Below are 16,724 nucleotides of genomic sequence, written 5' to 3' on the forward strand. Positions count from 1 at the left end.
GCGCACTTCCAGCGGATTTCGACGCCCGCATAGAGATAGGCCTTGGAGCGGGCGAGACGGTACAACCGCACCGGCTTGAAGCGCAGGTCGGGGCCGAAGATCTCGGTGTCCGGCAGGAAGGTGACGCGGGTGCCGCGCCGATTGGGGGCGGCGCCTACTTCCTTCAGCTTGGAGGTGGGAGCGCCGCGCGAATAGGTCTGGCGGTACAGCTTGCGCTCGCGTGCCACCTCGACAATCAGCTCGGAGGCGAGGGCGTTCACCACCGAGATGCCAACGCCGTGCAGGCCGCCGGACGTGGCGTAAGCCTTGTCCGTGAACTTGCCGCCCGAGTGCAGGGTGGTGAGGATGACTTCCAGCGCCGACTGCTTCGGATATTTCGGGTGCGGATCGATGGGAATGCCGCGGCCGTTGTCGCCGATGGTCAGCGAGCCGTCCGCTCCCAGTTCGATCTCGATCCGGCTGGCGTGCCCGGCCACGGCTTCGTCCATGGCGTTGTCCAGCACTTCGGCGGCGAGGTGATGATACGCCCGCTCGTCCGTGCCGCCAATGTACATGCCGGGCCTGCGCCGTACCGGCTCCAGGCCTTCAAGAACTTCGATATCCTTGGCGGTGTAGGCCGTTGCCGTTGCCGCCTGCGAAAACAGATCCGTCATGAAGCCGCTTATAGGGGAGGAGAGGCATTGCCGACAACGTGTCGTTGCAGCTTATTGCCCACGAAAGGCCCCTTATCCAAGGTTGATGATATGCGGGCGGATAAGAACATTAATCGAACAACGCGTCAATGGCATCCTGGTCGAGCAGTTCGTCGTCCGCCGCACCCGGGCCATCGGTCGCCGTATCGGCAGCCTCAGCCGAGGCGGGCTCAGCCTGCGGGGCGGCCCTGTCATGAGTCGCCGAGCCGCTCAGTTCGGCCTGGGCACGGGCAAAGAGGGTATCCACCTGGGCCTGCGAGCCCAGGGTGTTGCTGCCGTTGATGAGGCCGCTGGCGTGAATGATGGCGGCCTGAACCTCAGCGGCAAGGGCGTGGACTGTCGCCGGACCGATGTCCTCGCCGGCCGAGGCCGCCGTCAAGAGTGTGTGGACTCCGGCAGTGGCCACACTGTTGAGAACGTTGATCGCCGCGTCGAACTCGGCGCGGATAAAGGGTGGGCACAGGCCGTAGGCGTCCACTACCAGTGCCCAGTCCTTGAAGCCGCTGGCAGCAAAATGCTCCTGATAGGAGCGGGGAGCCCAGTCCTCCAGCTCCTCCAGCAGGTCAGGGTCATCGGCTGCCAGATCGAGCAGCATCGACAATTCATTGTACTGGTTCAGGAAGTCTGTGGAGAGGCCAGTGTCGCGATTGACGGTGTGCACATGGGCGGCAATCTCGGCCAGGGAAGCGGGACCTGAGCGTGCGGACGGCTCGGGGCAGGGCAAGACGCTTGCGCCGCAGAACTGGTCTGTCGAAGACAAGGCAGACTGTTCCTTCAAGTGCCAATTTTCCCGCTTGCAACCACTCGTGATACAGAAGGCGCAGCACCGGAATGTCGCGCTGTTGTCACACTAGAGCGTGTCGGTAAACAGGCTATTAAGCTGGACCAGAGAGGGGCGTATCTGCCTGTCGAACAGTTTTGATGCGACCGAAAATTTTGCATTGCAATATGAATGATGCAGTGCAATAAATTGGCCTTGCCGAATGAGGCGATTCTCCCCAAGACATTCTAGGCCGGGCCTTCAGCCCGGCCTCTTTTTTTGTGCCGAGCAGATGGTGCAGCCATGCGCATGAGCGGCCGATTAAGACATGTGTCATATATGCAACGTCGTGCCGAAGCGGCATCAAATCCATAGTATTTATTCTTGTGCAATGCACACATTTCGGGCCCAATGGAGCTGTGCTCGTAAGGGCGTAAAGGTCGGCTTGGTCAGTGTCGGCTCTGAGTATCCTGGTTGAGTTGCGTCTTACATTTTGGCCGTATTCGTAAGAATAGGCTGGCGTTTACAAGACAGGAGAGAGAAATGCACAAGAATATCCTGAAGCTTGCGCTGCTGGCATCTGCCGTTGCCGGTTCGGTTTCCGTTGCACACGCACAGGAAGGCGATGCCCTCACGCTGAGCGGTAATGCGAGCGTGACCTCCGATTATCGCTTCCGCGGTATTTCCCAGACGCAGGAGAGCGTCGCGCTTCAGGGTGGTCTGGATGCCAGCCTCGCCCTGGGTGAGAGCCTGAGCCTCTACGCCGGCACCTGGGGTTCGACCGGCGACAAGAACACCATCGGCGCTTCCGAAATCGATGTGTACGGTGGTCTCTCCGGCACGTCCGGGCTGGCGAACTGGAGCGTCGGCGCAATCGGCTATCTGTATGCTGACGCTTCGGACCTCGACTATTGGGAAATCAATGGCGAAGTCGGCATGGATCTCGGCCCCGTGGCGGCGGCTGCCGGCATCTTCTACGCGCCGAAGCAGAACAACCTCGGCGATGAAGATGGTGTCTATGTCTACACCAATTTCAGCACCGGCATTCCCAACTCGCCGGTTACGCTGAAGGCATCGGTCGGTTATGAGGACAATGCTTTCTGGAACAGCAAGTGGGACTGGAGCCTTGGCGCTGATCTGGCCTACAAGCAGTTCACCTTCGGTGTGGCTTATGTCGACACGAACAAGGCGTCTCCGTATGTGACTGACAGCGGGAAGTTCAAGCGTGCTGGCGACGCGACGGTCCTCTTCACGATCGGCGCCAGCTTCTAAACTGTCCGCTTACAGCATCTTTCAGTAATCGTAATGCCGCGGCCCGGGTTTCCGGGCCGCTTTCTTTTTATGGTCCTGTTTTACTCTGCCGGCAGAGTATATCTATTAATTAATTCTACGGAGTGGGGTTGCAATATCTGATTTTCATCTTCGGGATTCTGGTGGCAGGGCTCACCTGGTTGCAGGTCCGGAAGGCGCGATGGCGTGGCGTGGAAGCTGCTGTTGTGGGGAAATGCTGGGCTTATTTCTATTGTGCGATGCAGCATAATGAGGTGCTCGGAGTGTGTGATAAAAATACACTCACCGCCCTCCGGGGACGCGCTGCAAGGTGTCTTTGGTGCAAACCTTCCGCCTTCATGCTGGGTGCTGGGGCAGCCTCATTCTTGTCTTAGCGATGCCCGCCGAGAGGGTGGGTGCGCCGGTCGCGATGCAATAACTGAGACCTGATTCTTTGCCCGCAACACCGATTTTACCGCACTGCACAAAAAGAAAGCCCGGCCGGAGAAATCCGGCCGGGCTCCCTTCGTCGAGAAGGTCAGAGCAGCTTAGGCGCTGTAGTACATGGCGAACTCGACCGGGTGCGGCGTCATTTCGTAACGCTCCACCTCTTCCATCTTCAGCGCGATGTAGCTGTCGATGAAGTCGTCGGAGAACACGCCGCCCTTGGTGAAGACCTTGCGGCCCTTGTCCAGGGACTGCAGGGCTTCGCGCAGCGAACCGCACACGGTCGGAACCTTCTTCAGCTCGCGCGGCGGCAGCTCGTAGAGGTTCTTGTCCATGGCCTCGCCCGGGTGGATGCGGTTCTCGATGCCGTCGAGACCGGCCATCATCAGGGCAGCATAAGCCAGGTACGGGTTGGCAGTCGGATCCGGGAAGCGGACTTCGACGCGCTTTGCCTTCGGCGAACCGCCGTACGGAATGCGGCAGGAAGCCGAGCGGTTGCGGCTGGAGTAGGCCAGCAGCACCGGTGCTTCATAACCCGGCACCAGACGCTTGTAGGAGTTGGTGGACGGGTTGGTGAAGGCGTTCAGCGCCTTGGCGTGCTTGATGATGCCGCCGATGTAGTACAGGGCGGTTTCCGACAGGCCGGCGTAGCCGTTGCCGGCGAACAGCGGCTTGCCGTCCTTCCAGATGGACTGGTGCACGTGCATGCCCGAGCCGTTGTCGCCCTTGATCGGCTTCGGCATGAACGTTGCGGTCTTGCCGTAGGAGTGGGCGACCATGTGCACGACATACTTGTACAGCTGCATGCGGTCGGCAGTGGTGGTCAGGGTGCCGAACATCAGACCGAGTTCGTGCTGGGCCGGTGCCACCTCGTGATGGTGCTTGTCCATCGGCAGGCCCATTTCGAGCAGCGTGGTCACCATTTCCGAACGCAGGTCATGGCCGCTGTCGACCGGAGCAACCGGGAAGTAGCCGCCCTTGATGGTCGGACGGTGGGCGAGGTTGCCCTCCGCGTAGGTGCGGCCGGAGTTCTGCGGCAGCTCGATGTCGTCCAGCGAGTAGCCGGCGCCGTTGTAATCCACGTTGAACTTCACGTCGTCGAACACGAAGAACTCGGCTTCCGGACCGGTGAAGCAGGTGTCGCCGATCTTGGTGGACTGCAGGTAGGCTTCGGCCTTCTTGGCGATGGCGCGCGGGCAGCGGTCATACAGCTCGCCGGTTGCCGGCTCGGCCACGTCGCAGAAGATGACCATCATCGGCTGGGCAGAGAACGGGTCGATGTAAACCGCGTCCAGATCCGGCACGAGCATCATGTCGGACTCGTTGATAGCCTTCCAGCCGGCGATCGACGAACCGTCGAACATGAAGCCTTCGGCAAGGGTGTCGGCGTCAACGACCGTGGCGCTCATGGTCAGGTGCTGCCACTTGCCCTTCGGATCGGTGAAGCGAAGATCGACCCAGGCGATCTCCTGCTCCTTGATCATGGTCAGCACCTTGTTGACGGCAGCTTCGGTTGCCATTTTACAAAATCCTCTGGAGTCTTCTGGTTGACTGTTGGGCTAGAGTTGAGGGTCAGATGGCGTCGCTACCGCGCTCGCCGGTGCGAATGCGGATGGCTTCGTCAATGGTCGAGATGAAGATCTTGCCGTCGCCGATGCGCCCGGTCTGGGCAGCCTGCTGGATCGCCTCGATGGCGCGCGGCGCAATGGCGTCATCCACCACCACTTCAAGCTTCACCTTCGGCAGGAAATCCACGACGTACTCGGCGCCGCGATAGAGTTCGGTGTGGCCCTTCTGGCGGCCGAACCCCTTGGCTTCAAGAACGGTAATGCCGGAAACGCCAACCTCGTGCAGCGCTTCCTTCACTTCATCCAGCTTGAATGGTTTGATGATCGCTTCGATCTTTTTCACGTCTTATCGCTCCACCTGGCTGGTTCCGATGGTTGGTTCGCCAATCTCTATGCAGGGATCGTGCCAAGTTCTCGATCGAGGCCAGACGCAGCGTTTTCGCATGCGCGGCCCGTGTTTCAGGCATGTGTTGCCCCATTCGCTGCTTAAAAAATAGGCATGTGCCGCTTCGCTGTGCAGGAAAACGGTCAAAACGAGAGGCAGGAATTACTTTCGGCAAACCGGGGCGCGGCAGGCGCGTACTAGACCCGATGCCGAAGCCGAGTTTTACACGGAATATTGAGGCAGAGCGCGCCTTGCCGGTCATCCGCACGCCACGAGGCCGCCATATTTGAGGACGAGTGTAGCCCTGTACCCCGGAATTATTGCAAAGGCGTTACGGCTATGCGTGCCATTATCCTCAGTGCTGGCCAAGGTTCTCGTCTCCTGCCGCTGACGGCGGAGCGTCCGAAGTGCCTCATCGAGTTTTCAGGGCGCACGCTGCTGGACTGGCAGATTGATGCGCTGGCCGCCAACGGCATCACCGAGATTGTGGTGGTGGTGGGCTTCCAGGCCGCCAAGGTTGAGGAGCACCTCGCCGCACGGGCTGACAAGGACCTGCATATCACGACGCTGTTCAACCCGTTCTTCCAGGTTGCCGACAATCTGGGCTCCGTGTGGCTGACCCGTCCGCTGATGCAGGAGGGCGACTTCCTCATCCTGAATGGCGACACGCTGGTGACCCCTGAACTGGTGGCCGAAGTTCTGGCCGAGGCGCAGGAAGGCATCAACGTCACCATCGACGTGAAGCCGACCTATGACTCTGACGATATGAAGGTGGTGAAGAACGCCGAGGGCCGTCTGCTCGCCATCGGCAAGACCCTGCCGCTCGACCAGGTGAACGCGGAGTCCATCGGCTTCCTCGTGTTCAAGGGCTGGGGCGCCAAGTGCTTCGCCGATACCGTGGACGCGGTGATGCATACCGCCGAGGGCGTGAAGTCCTGGTACCTGCGGGTTATCGGCCGCATCGCCGAGAACTTCCAGGTCAACACCGTCTCCATCGAGGGCCATTCGTGGGGCGAGGTGGACTTCCCCGCTGACGTGGCCCGCGCGCAGGCGCTGACCTCCCTATGGCATCACGGTGCGGAGCCGGAGCGCCGTATCGCCTGAGGCGGCGGCTGTAGCTGGAGAAAAAAGCAGAGAGGCGCGGAAGGATATCTTCCGCGCCTCTCTTGTTATGGGCCGGGTTCAGGGCAGGGGTTGGCCCCGCAGCCCCGGCTGTCGATCAGCCTTTTGACGGCCAGTGTTCCTGCAGGCAGGCAACGAGGCGTTGCGTCTGGCCTTCGTCCAGTGCCAGCGCGCGGGTCAGGTCCGGCGTTTTTGGCCAGCCTGCGTCGTCGAGAGAGATGCCCCGGGTTTCACGGTCGCCTTCGTAGCGGGGGAAGACGTGGAAGTGGACGTGCGGGTCTACCATCATCAGCATCAGGTAGTTGATCTTGGAATAGTCGACCACGGTCTTGAGCACGGATTCGATGTCCCGCGTCACCTGCTCCAGCTCTGCAAATGCAGCAGGGGGCAGCTCCGGAAACGCGGTAGCGTCGGACTTCGCCGCCAGAATCAGCGAACCCAGAGTGACCTGAGCGGGCCGTAGCAGCACGATCCAGTGCTCGTATTCCGCGACCGTGGTGGCCGGATATCCAAACTTCTGAATGGTTTCGTTCATTTTTTTACTCGTTCGTTCATCTTGTGCTTGACGATGTGCAACTTCGCTCGTAATGACGCAGCCCTGACGCGCGGCGACCGTAGCTCAGTTGGTTAGAGCACTGGTTTGTGGTACCAGGGGTCGGGGGTTCAAGTCCCCTCGGTCGCCCCAGTCTTTCTAAAGACTTAGCGCAAAAAACCACTTCCCTAAAGTTCAAATAAGCCATCTGGGCAAACCGGCCCGTTGCTACCGAGCCAGCCGTGCTTTCGTCTGGAAATAGTCCGGTTCCGGCCGGGCGAAAGAGATCAGGCAACCGTTCGTCAATTTAGGGTGTCGGTGCGCTGGGCCTCCTGCTGCGACAGGCTTTTGCATCCCGTTCTCCACCTGCTGGCTGTTCCGGAACGAAATGGCCAAGCTGCCCGTTCATTCACTGCCGGTAACGGAAATACCCGGCGCGCTGAAGCAACAGGCAGGGAAGCGGTTTATGACAGAGGAGGAGAGGAGCGTTGTTCCGACTTCGGATCCCGAGCCGGATCCGGGGCGGGCCGATAGCCGGGCTCCCGGGGCAACCCGCTGGATGCTGGGACTTCTGGTGGCCCTGGCCGTTCTCTGGACTCTCCGGCTTGCCGTTTCCGTCACGCTGCCTGTCGCCGTTGCCATCATTGTTGCGTTCAGCGTCTGGCCGGTCAGCCGCTGGGTGCAGGCCCGTGTGCCGGAAAAGCTCAGCTGGCTCGGCAACCTGAGCGCACTCCTGCTGGTGGTGCTGATCCTCTGCCTCGTGGTCGGCGGCATTTCTCTGGCGGCCCAGCAAGTGCTTCAGCAAGTCCCGAAAGACATGGGCCCCCTGCGGGAGCGGGCGGTGCAGATCGCCGGAGACCTGAACCTGGACAGGTTTCTTGGCGGGCCTGACCAGATTTCCGGCGCTCTCGGGCGCGGCATCGAGATGGTGACAGGCTATGCCAAGACCCTCCTCAGTGTTGCAACCTCCACCGTTGCCGGTCTGGTTCTGGTGTTCTTCCTCGTGCTGCTGATGCTGGCCGAAGCCTTCACGTGGCGCGGCAAGCTGGACAGCCTCAGCGGGGATCGCGCTCACTGGGGCGACGCTGTGACCGCCATCGGCCAGCGGTTCCGTCATTACTTCCTCACACGCATGCTGCTGGGCGCGGCAACCGGTGCGCTCTATGCAGGGTATCTGGCCCTGTTCGGCGTCGACCTGTTGCTGGTATGGGGGCTGCTGACCTTCCTGCTCAATTTCATCCCGACGGTTGGCTCGCTCATTTCCGGCGTCCTGCCGATCATCTATGTGGCGCTCACCAAGGATCCGACCACAGCCCTGCTGGTGGCCGGGGGGCTGCTGGTGATCGAACAGGTGATGGGAAACTACGTCGATCCAAAGATTCTCGGCCGCCAGCTCGCCATCTCGCCGCTGGTCATCCTGATCTCGCTGCTGCTGTGGAGCTGGGTGTGGGGTGTGGTCGGCGCGCTCATAGCCGTGCCCATGACTGTGCTGCTGATCGTCATCTTCGCCAATGTACCGGCGCTGCGCCCGGTTGCGCTGCTTCTCAGCGATGAGCGCGACATTGCCGGTCTGATTGAGCATACCAGGCCCGAAACCTGAGGCATCACTCCTGACGGGGAAGGGTGGAGCCATGCCGAGGACCGTGTTTCCTTGGCGGCGGCCTGTTGCATGAAAACAAGGCCGTTTGAAAAGAGAAGCGAAGGATGCTTCGCGTCCCCTTCATCGACCTTCGATCTTGTTGACAGTAGTTCTTAATATCACTAGCCAACAGTAGAATTGAGAATCACTATCAATGGGGGAAATATCAAAATGGGTCATCGATCGACCGAGGGTTCGCGCCCGGTTTCCGGCGAACAGAGCACAGCCCCGGCCAGTGCCGGTGTGGCCTTCCTGGCTTTGAGTTGCGTTGGCTTCATCGCGTCGCCCGCGCTGGCACAGGATACTGGCAGCGCCTCAGGCCAGCCGGCGCGCCTTGGCGGCATGGTCGTAACCGACACAGCCATTGAGGAAAGTTATGACCGGAAGGAATCTTCATCGGTTAAGTTCACTCAGCCGCTGCTGGATACGCCGCGCACCGTCACCGTCATTCCGCGCGAGTTGATCGAGGATCGCGCGTTCCTGTCGCTGACCGACGTTCTGCGAGCCACTCCGGGCGTAACCCTGGGGGCAGGCGAGGGAGGCACCCCGATGGGTGACCGTCCGTTCATCCGCGGCTTCGAGGCTGCCAACGACATGCTGGTCGATGGCATCCGCAACGTTGGTCGCTTCAATTATGAAGTCTTCAACCTTGAGGCTGTCGAAGTGGTGAAGGGGCCAAGCGGTGCCCTGATCGGCCGCGGTGCTAGCGGCGGCACCGTCAACATGGTCACCAAGGCGCCGCGCGCCGAGGATTTCGTGGCTGTTGGCGTCGTTGGCGGTACCGACGAGACCAAGCGCCTCACGGTAGATGTAAACCAGCAACTGTCGGACACCGTTGCCATCCGTATCAACGCCATGGGTCATGATGCAGACGTGGCCGGGCGCGATGTCGTGACCCAGTCCCGCTATGGCGTCTCACCGGCCATCACGGTGGGGCTCGGCACGCCGACCCGCGCGACGCTGGCCTACCATTACCTGAATACGGACAGCATTCCGGATGTGGGCATGCCGTTCAACAACTCCGGTACCGAAACTCCGCTGAAGCTCGATCGCGACAATTTCTACGGGTATGCCAGCCGTGATTTCCTCAAGACCGAGGGCCAGCTCGGCTCCCTGACGCTTGAGCACGATTTTACCGACGCGATCACCCTGCGAAATTCGACCCGTCTGGTGCGCCAGACCAATGAGGCGATCTTCAGCCGTCCGGACTTCGCCAGCGAGGCGAACGTTGATCGCGGCATCGTGCGGGTGAGCTTCCGCTCCAGCAACCGCAAGACCACCGGCGTTCTGAACCAGACCGACCTGCGCGGCGAGTTCGAGACCGGCGGTGTGAAGCACAACTTCATCGGCGGTGTCGAATATAGCAAGGAAAAGATCCACAGCCGCACCGCCTGGACCAGCGCATCGAGCACCAGCACGCAAGATCTGCTGAACCCGAACCCCTATGCTCCCTTCCCGGCGATTTCCAAAGGTGAGCCGGCAACCAACAGCGTGCCGAGCACGCAGGAAGCCAAGGCTGCCTTCCTGTTCGATACCCTGACCTTATCGGAACAGTTCGAGGTCAACCTCGGCCTACGCTATGACGATTACAAGGCCTCGGGTCTGGTAAGCGGCGATCGCGTCGTGTCCAAGACCGACTTCTGGAACTACCAGGCCGGTGTCGTTTACAAGCCGGTGCCCAACGCCAGCATCTACGTGAACTACGCCACATCCTCCAACCCGTCAGGAGAGGCGCAGGGCCAGTCGGGCGGTGCTGATGGAGCTGCGGGCGGCAATTTGAACGACAACAAGGCTGCACTGGATCCGGAGCGCTCCAAGAGCTGGGAACTGGGCGCGAAGTGGGATCTGTTCGATGAGCAGCTTTCTCTGACCGGCGCGGTGTTCCAGACCAAGAAGAACAACCAGCGCGCAACCGACCCGATCACCGGGGAAGTCGCGCTGATCGGCAAGACCCGCGTGCGCGGCTTTGAGGTCGGCTTCTCCGGCAATGTCACCCCTGAGTGGAACGTGTTCGGTGGATATACCTACCTCGATCCCGAACTGGTTGACGACGGCGCAGGCGCTAACGACGGCAACGTCGTCAAGTACATCGCCAAGAACAGCTTCAATCTGTGGACGACCTATAACGTGACCCCGCAGTTCAATCTTGGCGGTGGCATCAACTACGTAGGTTCCCGCTGGATTGATGACGCCAATACCAAGCGTCTGCCGGGCTATGTCCGTTTCGACGCAACTGTCGGTTACGCGGTCAACGAGCACGTGGATGTGCGCTTGAACATCCAGAATCTGACGGACAAGACCTACTATGATGCCTCGCACGTCGGCGTGTTCGCCGTGGTTGCGCCTGGCCGCTCGGCCCTGCTCAGTGTGAGCACCCGCTTCTAGCCTCTAGTCAGGCAAATTAGGCGTCAGCGCCCGTGAGCCTTGGCTCGCGGGCGCTTTCGTGTGGGCGAAGCGGCGTTGGAGGGAGGGCGAGCTTTGCGATGCACCGTGCCGAACCACGGCAACACTGGCGCGTTTGGATTGTTTATGCGACGAATTTGCAATTGCATCTTTAGGATGCGCATTTTATAGCTTGGCCATGAACTGAACAGGGGCGGCCTTATTCGCCGAGGATGCCAATGGACGCGAGCAGTGCGGCAAGAGCGTTCGATGTTGAGGTGGGCGGGAGCTTCTCGAGGCCGGCGCGCATGTTGCGTGTCATCCGGCGGACTGAGCAGGCCGGCCCGATTAACCTTCAGAACCACAGTGCGCCTGCGGCCGCGCCGAGCAGCTTTGCCGGTTCCCGCAAGGTCAACTGGCCTGCCATCGGCCTCATTGGCGGACTGCATGCAGCACTGCTGGTCGGCCTCGTGACCATGGATGTGGTGAACCTCAACCTTCAGACAGCCGCACCGATGCTGGTCGATCTGGTTCCGGTCGCGCCGCCGCCATCTCCGCCCGAGCCGGTGTTCGAGCCGCAGCTTGAAGTCATCCCGCCGGTCATCGTGCCGCCGACCCTTGACATTCTGCCGCCTCGGGAATCTCCCATTCAGGCCGTCGTTGCTGAAACGCCGCCACCGGCAAGCCCGCCCGTTGCGGTGGCCGCGCCCGCGCCGGTTGCGCCCGTGGCGCGCCCATCCGCCTCCGCTGCCGTTGCCGACCTCTCCACAACCATGGTCTCGGTCACACCGCCTCAGTATCCTCTGGCGTCCCGCCGTCTCAAGGAGGAGGGTACCGTCGTGCTGCTGCTGACGGTCGGCCCGGACGGCAAGGTTGCTGACATCCGCGTCTTCCGCTCCAGCGGGCACGAGCGATTGGACACCGCCGCGCTTTCGGCCGTGAAGAAGTGGCGTTGGGCACCCACGCTGCGGGGCGGTCAGCCCGTCCCGGTTCAGGGATTTGTGGAAATTCCCTTTGTTCTCAAGAAGTCATAACCGGTTTCTGCCATGATGATCCAAATTCCCGGCGTGCTCGACGCCCAGACGGTGCAGCGCTGCCGTCAGCTCATGGCCGAGGCCGATTGGGTGGATGGTAACGCGACTTCCGGCGCCCAGTCCGCCCTTGCCAAGCGCAACCATCAACTGCCCGAAGGCTCGCCCGCCGCGCGCGAAATGGGGCGCATCATCCTCGACGCGCTTTCCGCGTCGCCGCTGTTCATTGCAGCGGCCTTGCCCCTGAAGGTGTTCCCGCCGCTGTTCAACCGCTACGAAGGCGGCGAGGGCTTCGGCACCCACGTGGATAACGCCATCCGCATTCAGCGCGGATCAGACTTCCGCATCCGCAGCGATCTCTCCGCCACCTTGTTCCTCGTTGATCCGGATGAGTACGACGGCGGCGAATTGACGGTGGAGGACCAGCTGGGCACCCATACCGTCAAGCTTCCGGCAGGGGACATGGTGCTCTATCCCGCGTCCAGCCTGCACCACGTCACGCCCGTCACCCGCGGCGCACGTCTGGCATCCTTCTTCTGGATTCAAAGCATGGTGCGGGATGACGGCGAACGCCGCACCTTGTTCGAGCTGGATACCACCATCCAGTCGCTGGCGGCCGAGCGCGGGCAGGGCGACCCGAACATCATCCGTCTCACCGGGGTCTATCACAACCTGCTCCGCCGCTGGGCGGACGTGTGAGCTTCCCTGTTCTTGATATCGTTTGATGAGAGGGGGACCTGTCCCCCTTGATTCCCCATCTGCAAAGAAAACAGGTCAGCGCCAATTCGAAAGCAAAAGGCCCCGCGCTTGGGTAAGCGCGAGGCCCTTTGATACCTTGTGTCCGGTTCGTCTTAGTCGACGAAGGCGCGTTCGATGACGAACTGGCCGGGGTTGGCGTTGGAGCCTTCCTTGAAGCCAAGCTCGGTCAGGTAGGCCTGGAATTCCTTGATCATGGCCATGCTGCCGCACATCATCACGCGGTCGGTTTCCGGATCCAGCGCCTTGGGACCTTCAAGGCCCTCGAACAGCTTGCCGTTCTCGATCAGGGTGTTGATGCGGCCGGTGGTGTGGAACTCCTCGCGGGTCACGGTCGGCACGTAGTGCAGCTGCACCAGCGCCTGCTCGCCCACCAGCGGATCGTCGGCCAGATGGCTTTCCAGTTCAGCGCGGCAGGCCAGGTCGCTCACGCGGCGCACCGAGTGGACCACCACCACCTGCTCGTACAGCTCATAGACGTCCGGGTCGCGGATCAGGCTGAGGAACGGAGCAAGGCCCGTGCCGGTGGACAGCATGAACAGGCGCTTGCCCGGCAGCAGGGCATCGGTCACCAGCGTGCCGGTCGGCTTGCGGCCGAGGAAGATCTCGTCACCCGGCTGGATCTTCTGCAGGCGCGAGGTCAGCGGACCATCGGGCACCTTGATCGAGAGGAATTCCAGCTCCTCGGCGTAGGACGGGCTGGCCACCGAGTAGGCGCGCAGCAGCGGGCGCTGATCGCCCGGCAGGCCGATCATCACGAACTCGCCGGAGCGGAAGCGGAAACTTGCGGGACGCGTGATCGTGAAGCTGAACAGGTGCTCGTTCCAGTGGTGCACCTTCAGGACGGTCTCCACGGTCAGCGCAGCAGAGGGCTCGAGCTTGGGCATTTGCTGCAGGCGATCGCTCATGTTCAACACTTCCTCATTAATCAACGTGTTCTGGCGGATACCGCCGGCAAGGGCCGAAGCGATACGCCGGCCTGTTTAAAGCCCCCGGCACGTCCACGGGCAGGCGCGCAGCCAGCCCAAACCATGAAAGTCATGGTCGCGCCGCAGGTTTCTTTATCTCTAGCACGCGCGCGGAGCAAGAACGGCGCTGAAGCCGGATTTTTTCTGAAGCTGTTAAAAATCAGTGGCTTGGCCCATTATGGAAAGATCCGCTTACTCCGAACAAATAATTTCTTGTCCGGTAATGGCCGGCCGATTCTCCAAACAGCTCCGGAAGTTCAGTATTTTCCCCGAGTGATAGCAAACCCCGCACGGCAACGGGCGATGTAGCGGTTGCCATGCGGCGGGGCTCAGGCCCGACTCGGTCTCCGCGCGTCAGATGCCTCAGAAGAAGCTGAAATGACAGGGGAAATACCCTTTGCGCGCGAATATGCCGCGCTCCTGATGTGGGAAGGCGTGTGCCGAATGTCCAGAGGCTTGGCATCAGGAGACAGTTTCAAATTCGCCGCTGCTTGCCCGTGGCTAACGGGAAGCTGCTTCTTCCCGGGCCATCCGGACGATCTCGCGCAGGCGCGGCAGATCAACCGCGCCGGGGATGCGGTAACGTCCGATCAGCATGCCGGGCGTGCCGACCAGTCCCAGCTGCGCCGCCTGGGCGGCGTTGCGGGAGAGCAGCTGGCTGACTTCCGTCCCACGGTTTTCCAGGTCACGCTCCAGCCGTTCCCAGTCCACACCCGCTTCGTCAGCGGCCATGCGGATCGTGCGCTCGTTCAGCCGGGCGGGGAGGTTCATCAGCGCGGCGTGAAAGGCCAGGTGCTTGCCCTGCCACTGGCTGGCGATGGCGGCCCGCGCGGCCTCCATCGAGCCATGGCCCAGCAGCGGCCAATCCCGGAACACCACGCGGATGCCCGAATCTTCCTGAAGCAGCTGATGCACGGCGGCGTCCAGCGAGCGGCAGTAGGGGCACTGATAATCTGAGTAAATGACAATGGTCAGATCATACTGCGCGGGAGTGATCGCCGGGGCGAGGGGATCCTCATAGACAGCGGCTTCCGAAAGCGGCAGCGGCGGTGCCGCAGGGCTATCCCCGCCCAATCTGCTGAGCATCTGGGCGAGCAGAACCACCAGAACAACGCCGCCTATAGCCGCCAACCAGAAGCCGCGCTGTTTCATCTCTCACCCCACCTTGGTCCGATCGCTGCGCCGAAGGGGCTCGCTTGCCCACCGCTGATCATGGTTATGGATAGTCGGGCCGGGAAGGCAACCGGACAAATTCAACCTAACCGCTTCAATTTATATAAGATTGATAACGATTCTCATTGACCAGCGAGGCGTTGCTTATTAAGGGGGGGGATGCAATTGCGAACCCATTGCAACAAGGCCCTGTCAGTGAAACAGTCTATAAAATTTGCCCTGATCGCCCTCGGTATGGCGGCATCGGGCCCGGTTTTTGCCGAAGCGCCCCGAGTGGTAGATGCTTCCAACCGCGCTGTTTCGACGCCTGCAACCGCGCCCCAGCGCATCGTTGTCGCCAACGCGGCGGCGCTGCACACGCTGATCGCGGTGCATTCGGACAAGAAGGCGGCCATCGGCAAAATCGTGGCGGTCAGCGGTGATTTCACCTCGCGCGACAAGGCGCACTTCATTGACCTCGTGAAGCTTTATCCAGAGCTGGCGACCAAGCCGGTGGTGAAGTTCGGGCAGGATGGTCAGGGCCTATCGCCGGACGAAGTGCTCGCGCTGAAGCCGGACCTCGCCATTGTCGGCGGTGGTGGCGGCGCTGTCCAGCCGAACAGTCTAGCAGGCAAGCTCCTTGCGGCCGGCGTGCCGGTGGTGTTCACGGACTATCGCAGCAACCCGGGCCGAAACTCGCTGGCCTCCATTCGGGCGGTTGCGGCGGCCGTCGGCGAGAATCCCGAAACCAATGCATTCGTGACCTTCTATGCCAGCGAACTAGCGCGGGTTCAGGATGTGGTTTCACAGATTCCGCTCAGCCAGCGCCCGAGCGTATTCGTCGAGCTGCGCCCCAGTGCCGAGCGTCCGTGCTGCGGCACTGCCGGCAAGGGCAACATCGGCGAGTTGGTGGAGAAGGCGGGCGGCATCAACGCCGGGTCTTACCTGATCGAGACGCCGCTGGGTCAGGCTAAGGCAGCCTCGGTCGTGGCGCTGAAGCCTGATTTCTACGTCATCACCGGCAGCGACGGCGGAGCCGTGAAGTTCGGCCGTGGCCACAAGGCCGAGGCGGCGAAGGCGGGCCTCAGCGGCATTGCCGCGTTGCGCCCTGACGTGAAGGACATTCCGGCCCTGCGGAACGGCAAGGTGATCGGCCTCTGGCACAGCTTCTACAACCACCCGTTCAACGTCGTCGCCGTGCAGGCGCTGGCGCAGCAGTTCTATCCGGGCCAGTTCGGCGCGCTCGACCCGAAGGAGACCGAGCGCAAGGCATGGGGCTTCCTCGGCCTCGAGCCCGCCGGCACCTACTGGCAGGCGCTCGGCAAGTAATTTCGGAACGATAAAAAGCTTACCTTAGTACAGGGGTTTAACAATGGCTCAGCGTACCCGCACTCTTGCTCTTGGCCGCGCCGCGATGCTGGCTGGAACGGCAATCGGCGTTCTGGGTGGCATCGCTAGCACGGCGCTTCCGGCTTTTGCGGACGAGGCCGCCGATACAGCCTCCACCATCGTCGTGACCGCAGCGGGCCGCGAGCAGGAAATCAAGTACGCCCCGGCCAGCATCAGCATCATTACCCGCGAAGAGCTGGAGCAGATGCCGTACCGCGAGGTCACGGACGCCCTGTACGAGATCCCCGGCGTCACCGTCTCCATGGGCGAGGGCAACTCCAAGGACGTCTCCATCCGCGGCATGGGCGGCAAGTACACCCTCATCCTCGTGGACGGAAAGCGCCTGAGCAGCCGCGAAGCCCGCACCAACGGCGGCAACGTCTCGGAAGGCGGCCTGCTGCCGCCTCTGGAATCGATCGAGCGCATCGAGGTCATTCGCGGCCCCATGTCCTCGCTCTACGGCTCTGACGCCATGGGCGGCGTCGTCAACGTCATCACCCGGCGCGTGAGCGACCGCTGGCGCGGCAGTGTCCGCATGAACGGTACCGGCCAGCTGGCCAGCGAGTTCGGCAATCTGTGGGATGGCAACTTCTACCTTGCCGGTCCGGTGGTGAGTGATGTGGTCGGCATCC

General features: G+C 61.7%; 16 protein-coding genes and 1 tRNA gene. 10 read left to right on the forward strand and 7 right to left on the reverse strand.

The window, feature by feature from the left end:
- On the reverse strand, positions 1-653 hold a 653-nt coding region (locus VIG90_RS17665; protein WP_331594840.1), incomplete at its 3' end, for an ATP-binding protein.
- Between the two features lie 109 nt (positions 654-762).
- The gene (locus VIG90_RS17670) at positions 763-1,452 is read right to left on the reverse strand and encodes a hypothetical protein (protein WP_331594841.1); all 690 of its coding nucleotides are present in this window, start codon (positions 1,450-1,452) and stop codon (positions 763-765) included.
- A gap of 543 nt (positions 1,453-1,995) precedes the next feature.
- Here VIG90_RS17670 and VIG90_RS17675 point away from each other — a divergent pair.
- On the forward strand, positions 1,996-2,724 hold the full coding sequence (locus tag VIG90_RS17675; protein WP_331594842.1) for a TorF family putative porin: 729 nt from the start codon (positions 1,996-1,998) through the stop codon (positions 2,722-2,724).
- Positions 2,725-3,269: 545 nt separating this feature from the next.
- On the opposite strand, the gene glnA is transcribed toward VIG90_RS17675, so the two are convergent.
- Positions 3,270-4,688 carry a type I glutamate--ammonia ligase gene (gene glnA / locus VIG90_RS17680; RefSeq protein WP_331594843.1) on the reverse strand — a complete coding sequence of 473 codons (1,419 nt, stop codon included), beginning with the start codon at positions 4,686-4,688 and terminating at the stop codon, positions 3,270-3,272.
- 52 nt (positions 4,689-4,740) lie between these two features.
- Positions 4,741-5,079, reverse strand: a complete 339-nt coding sequence (locus tag VIG90_RS17685) for a P-II family nitrogen regulator (RefSeq protein WP_331594844.1) — start codon at positions 5,077-5,079, stop codon at positions 4,741-4,743.
- A 381-nt stretch (positions 5,080-5,460) separates the two neighbouring features.
- On the opposite strand from VIG90_RS17685, the gene VIG90_RS17690 reads away from it, so the two are divergent.
- Entirely contained in the window at positions 5,461-6,225 is a 765-nt protein-coding gene (locus VIG90_RS17690) for a phosphocholine cytidylyltransferase family protein (protein WP_331594845.1), read from the forward strand.
- 115 nt (positions 6,226-6,340) lie between these two features.
- Here the strand turns inward: VIG90_RS17690 and VIG90_RS17695 are convergent, their stop codons facing one another.
- On the reverse strand, positions 6,341-6,778 hold the full coding sequence (locus tag VIG90_RS17695; RefSeq protein WP_331594846.1) for an HIT family protein: 438 nt from the start codon (positions 6,776-6,778) through the stop codon (positions 6,341-6,343).
- A 73-nt stretch (positions 6,779-6,851) separates the two neighbouring features.
- On the opposite strand from VIG90_RS17695, the gene VIG90_RS17700 reads away from it, so the two are divergent.
- From VIG90_RS17700 to VIG90_RS17720, 5 genes are all read left to right on the forward strand, one after another.
- Positions 6,852-6,928: transfer RNA gene (locus VIG90_RS17700), tRNA-His, on the forward strand.
- Positions 6,929-7,241: 313 nt separating this feature from the next.
- Entirely contained in the window at positions 7,242-8,375 is a 1,134-nt protein-coding gene (locus tag VIG90_RS17705) for an AI-2E family transporter (protein ID WP_331594847.1), read from the forward strand.
- Positions 8,376-8,585: 210 nt separating this feature from the next.
- Positions 8,586-10,799, forward strand: coding sequence for a TonB-dependent siderophore receptor (locus VIG90_RS17710; RefSeq protein ID WP_331594848.1), 2,214 nt, complete (start codon positions 8,586-8,588; stop codon positions 10,797-10,799).
- A gap of 305 nt (positions 10,800-11,104) precedes the next feature.
- The gene (locus tag VIG90_RS17715; protein ID WP_331594849.1) at positions 11,105-11,830 is read left to right on the forward strand and encodes an energy transducer TonB; all 726 of its coding nucleotides are present in this window, start codon (positions 11,105-11,107) and stop codon (positions 11,828-11,830) included.
- 12 nt (positions 11,831-11,842) lie between these two features.
- Positions 11,843-12,526, forward strand: a complete 684-nt coding sequence (locus tag VIG90_RS17720) for a Fe2+-dependent dioxygenase (RefSeq protein WP_331594850.1) — start codon at positions 11,843-11,845, stop codon at positions 12,524-12,526.
- Between the two features lie 152 nt (positions 12,527-12,678).
- Here VIG90_RS17720 and VIG90_RS17725 read toward each other — a convergent pair whose 3' ends face one another.
- Positions 12,679-13,491, reverse strand: coding sequence for a ferredoxin--NADP reductase (locus VIG90_RS17725; RefSeq protein WP_331594851.1), 813 nt, complete (start codon positions 13,489-13,491; stop codon positions 12,679-12,681).
- Here VIG90_RS17725 and VIG90_RS17730 point away from each other — a divergent pair.
- Positions 13,471-13,860 carry a hypothetical protein gene (locus tag VIG90_RS17730; RefSeq protein ID WP_331594852.1) on the forward strand — a complete coding sequence of 130 codons (390 nt, stop codon included), beginning with the start codon at positions 13,471-13,473 and terminating at the stop codon, positions 13,858-13,860. The two genes, VIG90_RS17725 and VIG90_RS17730, sit on opposite strands and share 21 nt — an antisense overlap.
- A gap of 192 nt (positions 13,861-14,052) precedes the next feature.
- On the opposite strand, the gene VIG90_RS17735 is transcribed toward VIG90_RS17730, so the two are convergent.
- A complete protein-coding gene (locus VIG90_RS17735; protein ID WP_331594853.1) occupies positions 14,053-14,703 on the reverse strand; it encodes a DsbA family protein in 651 nt (216 codons plus the stop codon).
- Between the two features lie 255 nt (positions 14,704-14,958).
- Here VIG90_RS17735 and VIG90_RS17740 point away from each other — a divergent pair, with 255 nt between their 5' ends.
- Together VIG90_RS17740 and VIG90_RS17745 are read left to right on the forward strand one after the other, a co-directional pair.
- Positions 14,959-16,032, forward strand: coding sequence for an ABC transporter substrate-binding protein (locus VIG90_RS17740; RefSeq protein ID WP_331594854.1), 1,074 nt, complete (start codon positions 14,959-14,961; stop codon positions 16,030-16,032).
- 43 nt (positions 16,033-16,075) lie between these two features.
- Positions 16,076-16,724: TonB-dependent receptor plug domain-containing protein (locus tag VIG90_RS17745; protein ID WP_331594855.1), on the forward strand; the 649-nt coding region annotated here is incomplete at its 3' end.

The sequence above is a fragment of the Pedomonas sp. genome, from assembly GCF_036515995.1.
GTDB lineage: Bacteria > Pseudomonadota > Alphaproteobacteria > Sphingomonadales > Sphingomonadaceae > Pedomonas.

What these genes read in the sequence shown, in the direction of transcription:
- VIG90_RS17675 (WP_331594842.1), top strand. Translation starts at nt 1,996, where the DNA reads ATGCACAAGAATATCCTGAAGCTTGCGCTGCTGGCATCTGCCGTTGCC.
- glnA (WP_331594843.1), bottom strand. Translation starts at nt 4,688, where the DNA reads ATGGCAACCGAAGCTGCCGTCAACAAGGTGCTGACCATGATCAAGGAG.
- VIG90_RS17690 (WP_331594845.1), top strand. Translation starts at nt 5,461, where the DNA reads ATGCGTGCCATTATCCTCAGTGCTGGCCAAGGTTCTCGTCTCCTGCCG.
- VIG90_RS17695 (WP_331594846.1), bottom strand. Translation starts at nt 6,778, where the DNA reads ATGAACGAAACCATTCAGAAGTTTGGATATCCGGCCACCACGGTCGCG.
- VIG90_RS17705 (WP_331594847.1), top strand. Translation starts at nt 7,242, where the DNA reads ATGACAGAGGAGGAGAGGAGCGTTGTTCCGACTTCGGATCCCGAGCCG.
- VIG90_RS17710 (WP_331594848.1), top strand. Translation starts at nt 8,586, where the DNA reads ATGGGTCATCGATCGACCGAGGGTTCGCGCCCGGTTTCCGGCGAACAG.
- VIG90_RS17715 (WP_331594849.1), top strand. Translation starts at nt 11,105, where the DNA reads ATGTTGCGTGTCATCCGGCGGACTGAGCAGGCCGGCCCGATTAACCTT.
- VIG90_RS17720 (WP_331594850.1), top strand. Translation starts at nt 11,843, where the DNA reads ATGATGATCCAAATTCCCGGCGTGCTCGACGCCCAGACGGTGCAGCGC.
- VIG90_RS17725 (WP_331594851.1), bottom strand. Translation starts at nt 13,491, where the DNA reads ATGAGCGATCGCCTGCAGCAAATGCCCAAGCTCGAGCCCTCTGCTGCG.
- VIG90_RS17735 (WP_331594853.1), bottom strand. Translation starts at nt 14,703, where the DNA reads ATGAAACAGCGCGGCTTCTGGTTGGCGGCTATAGGCGGCGTTGTTCTG.
- VIG90_RS17740 (WP_331594854.1), top strand. Translation starts at nt 14,959, where the DNA reads ATGGCGGCATCGGGCCCGGTTTTTGCCGAAGCGCCCCGAGTGGTAGAT.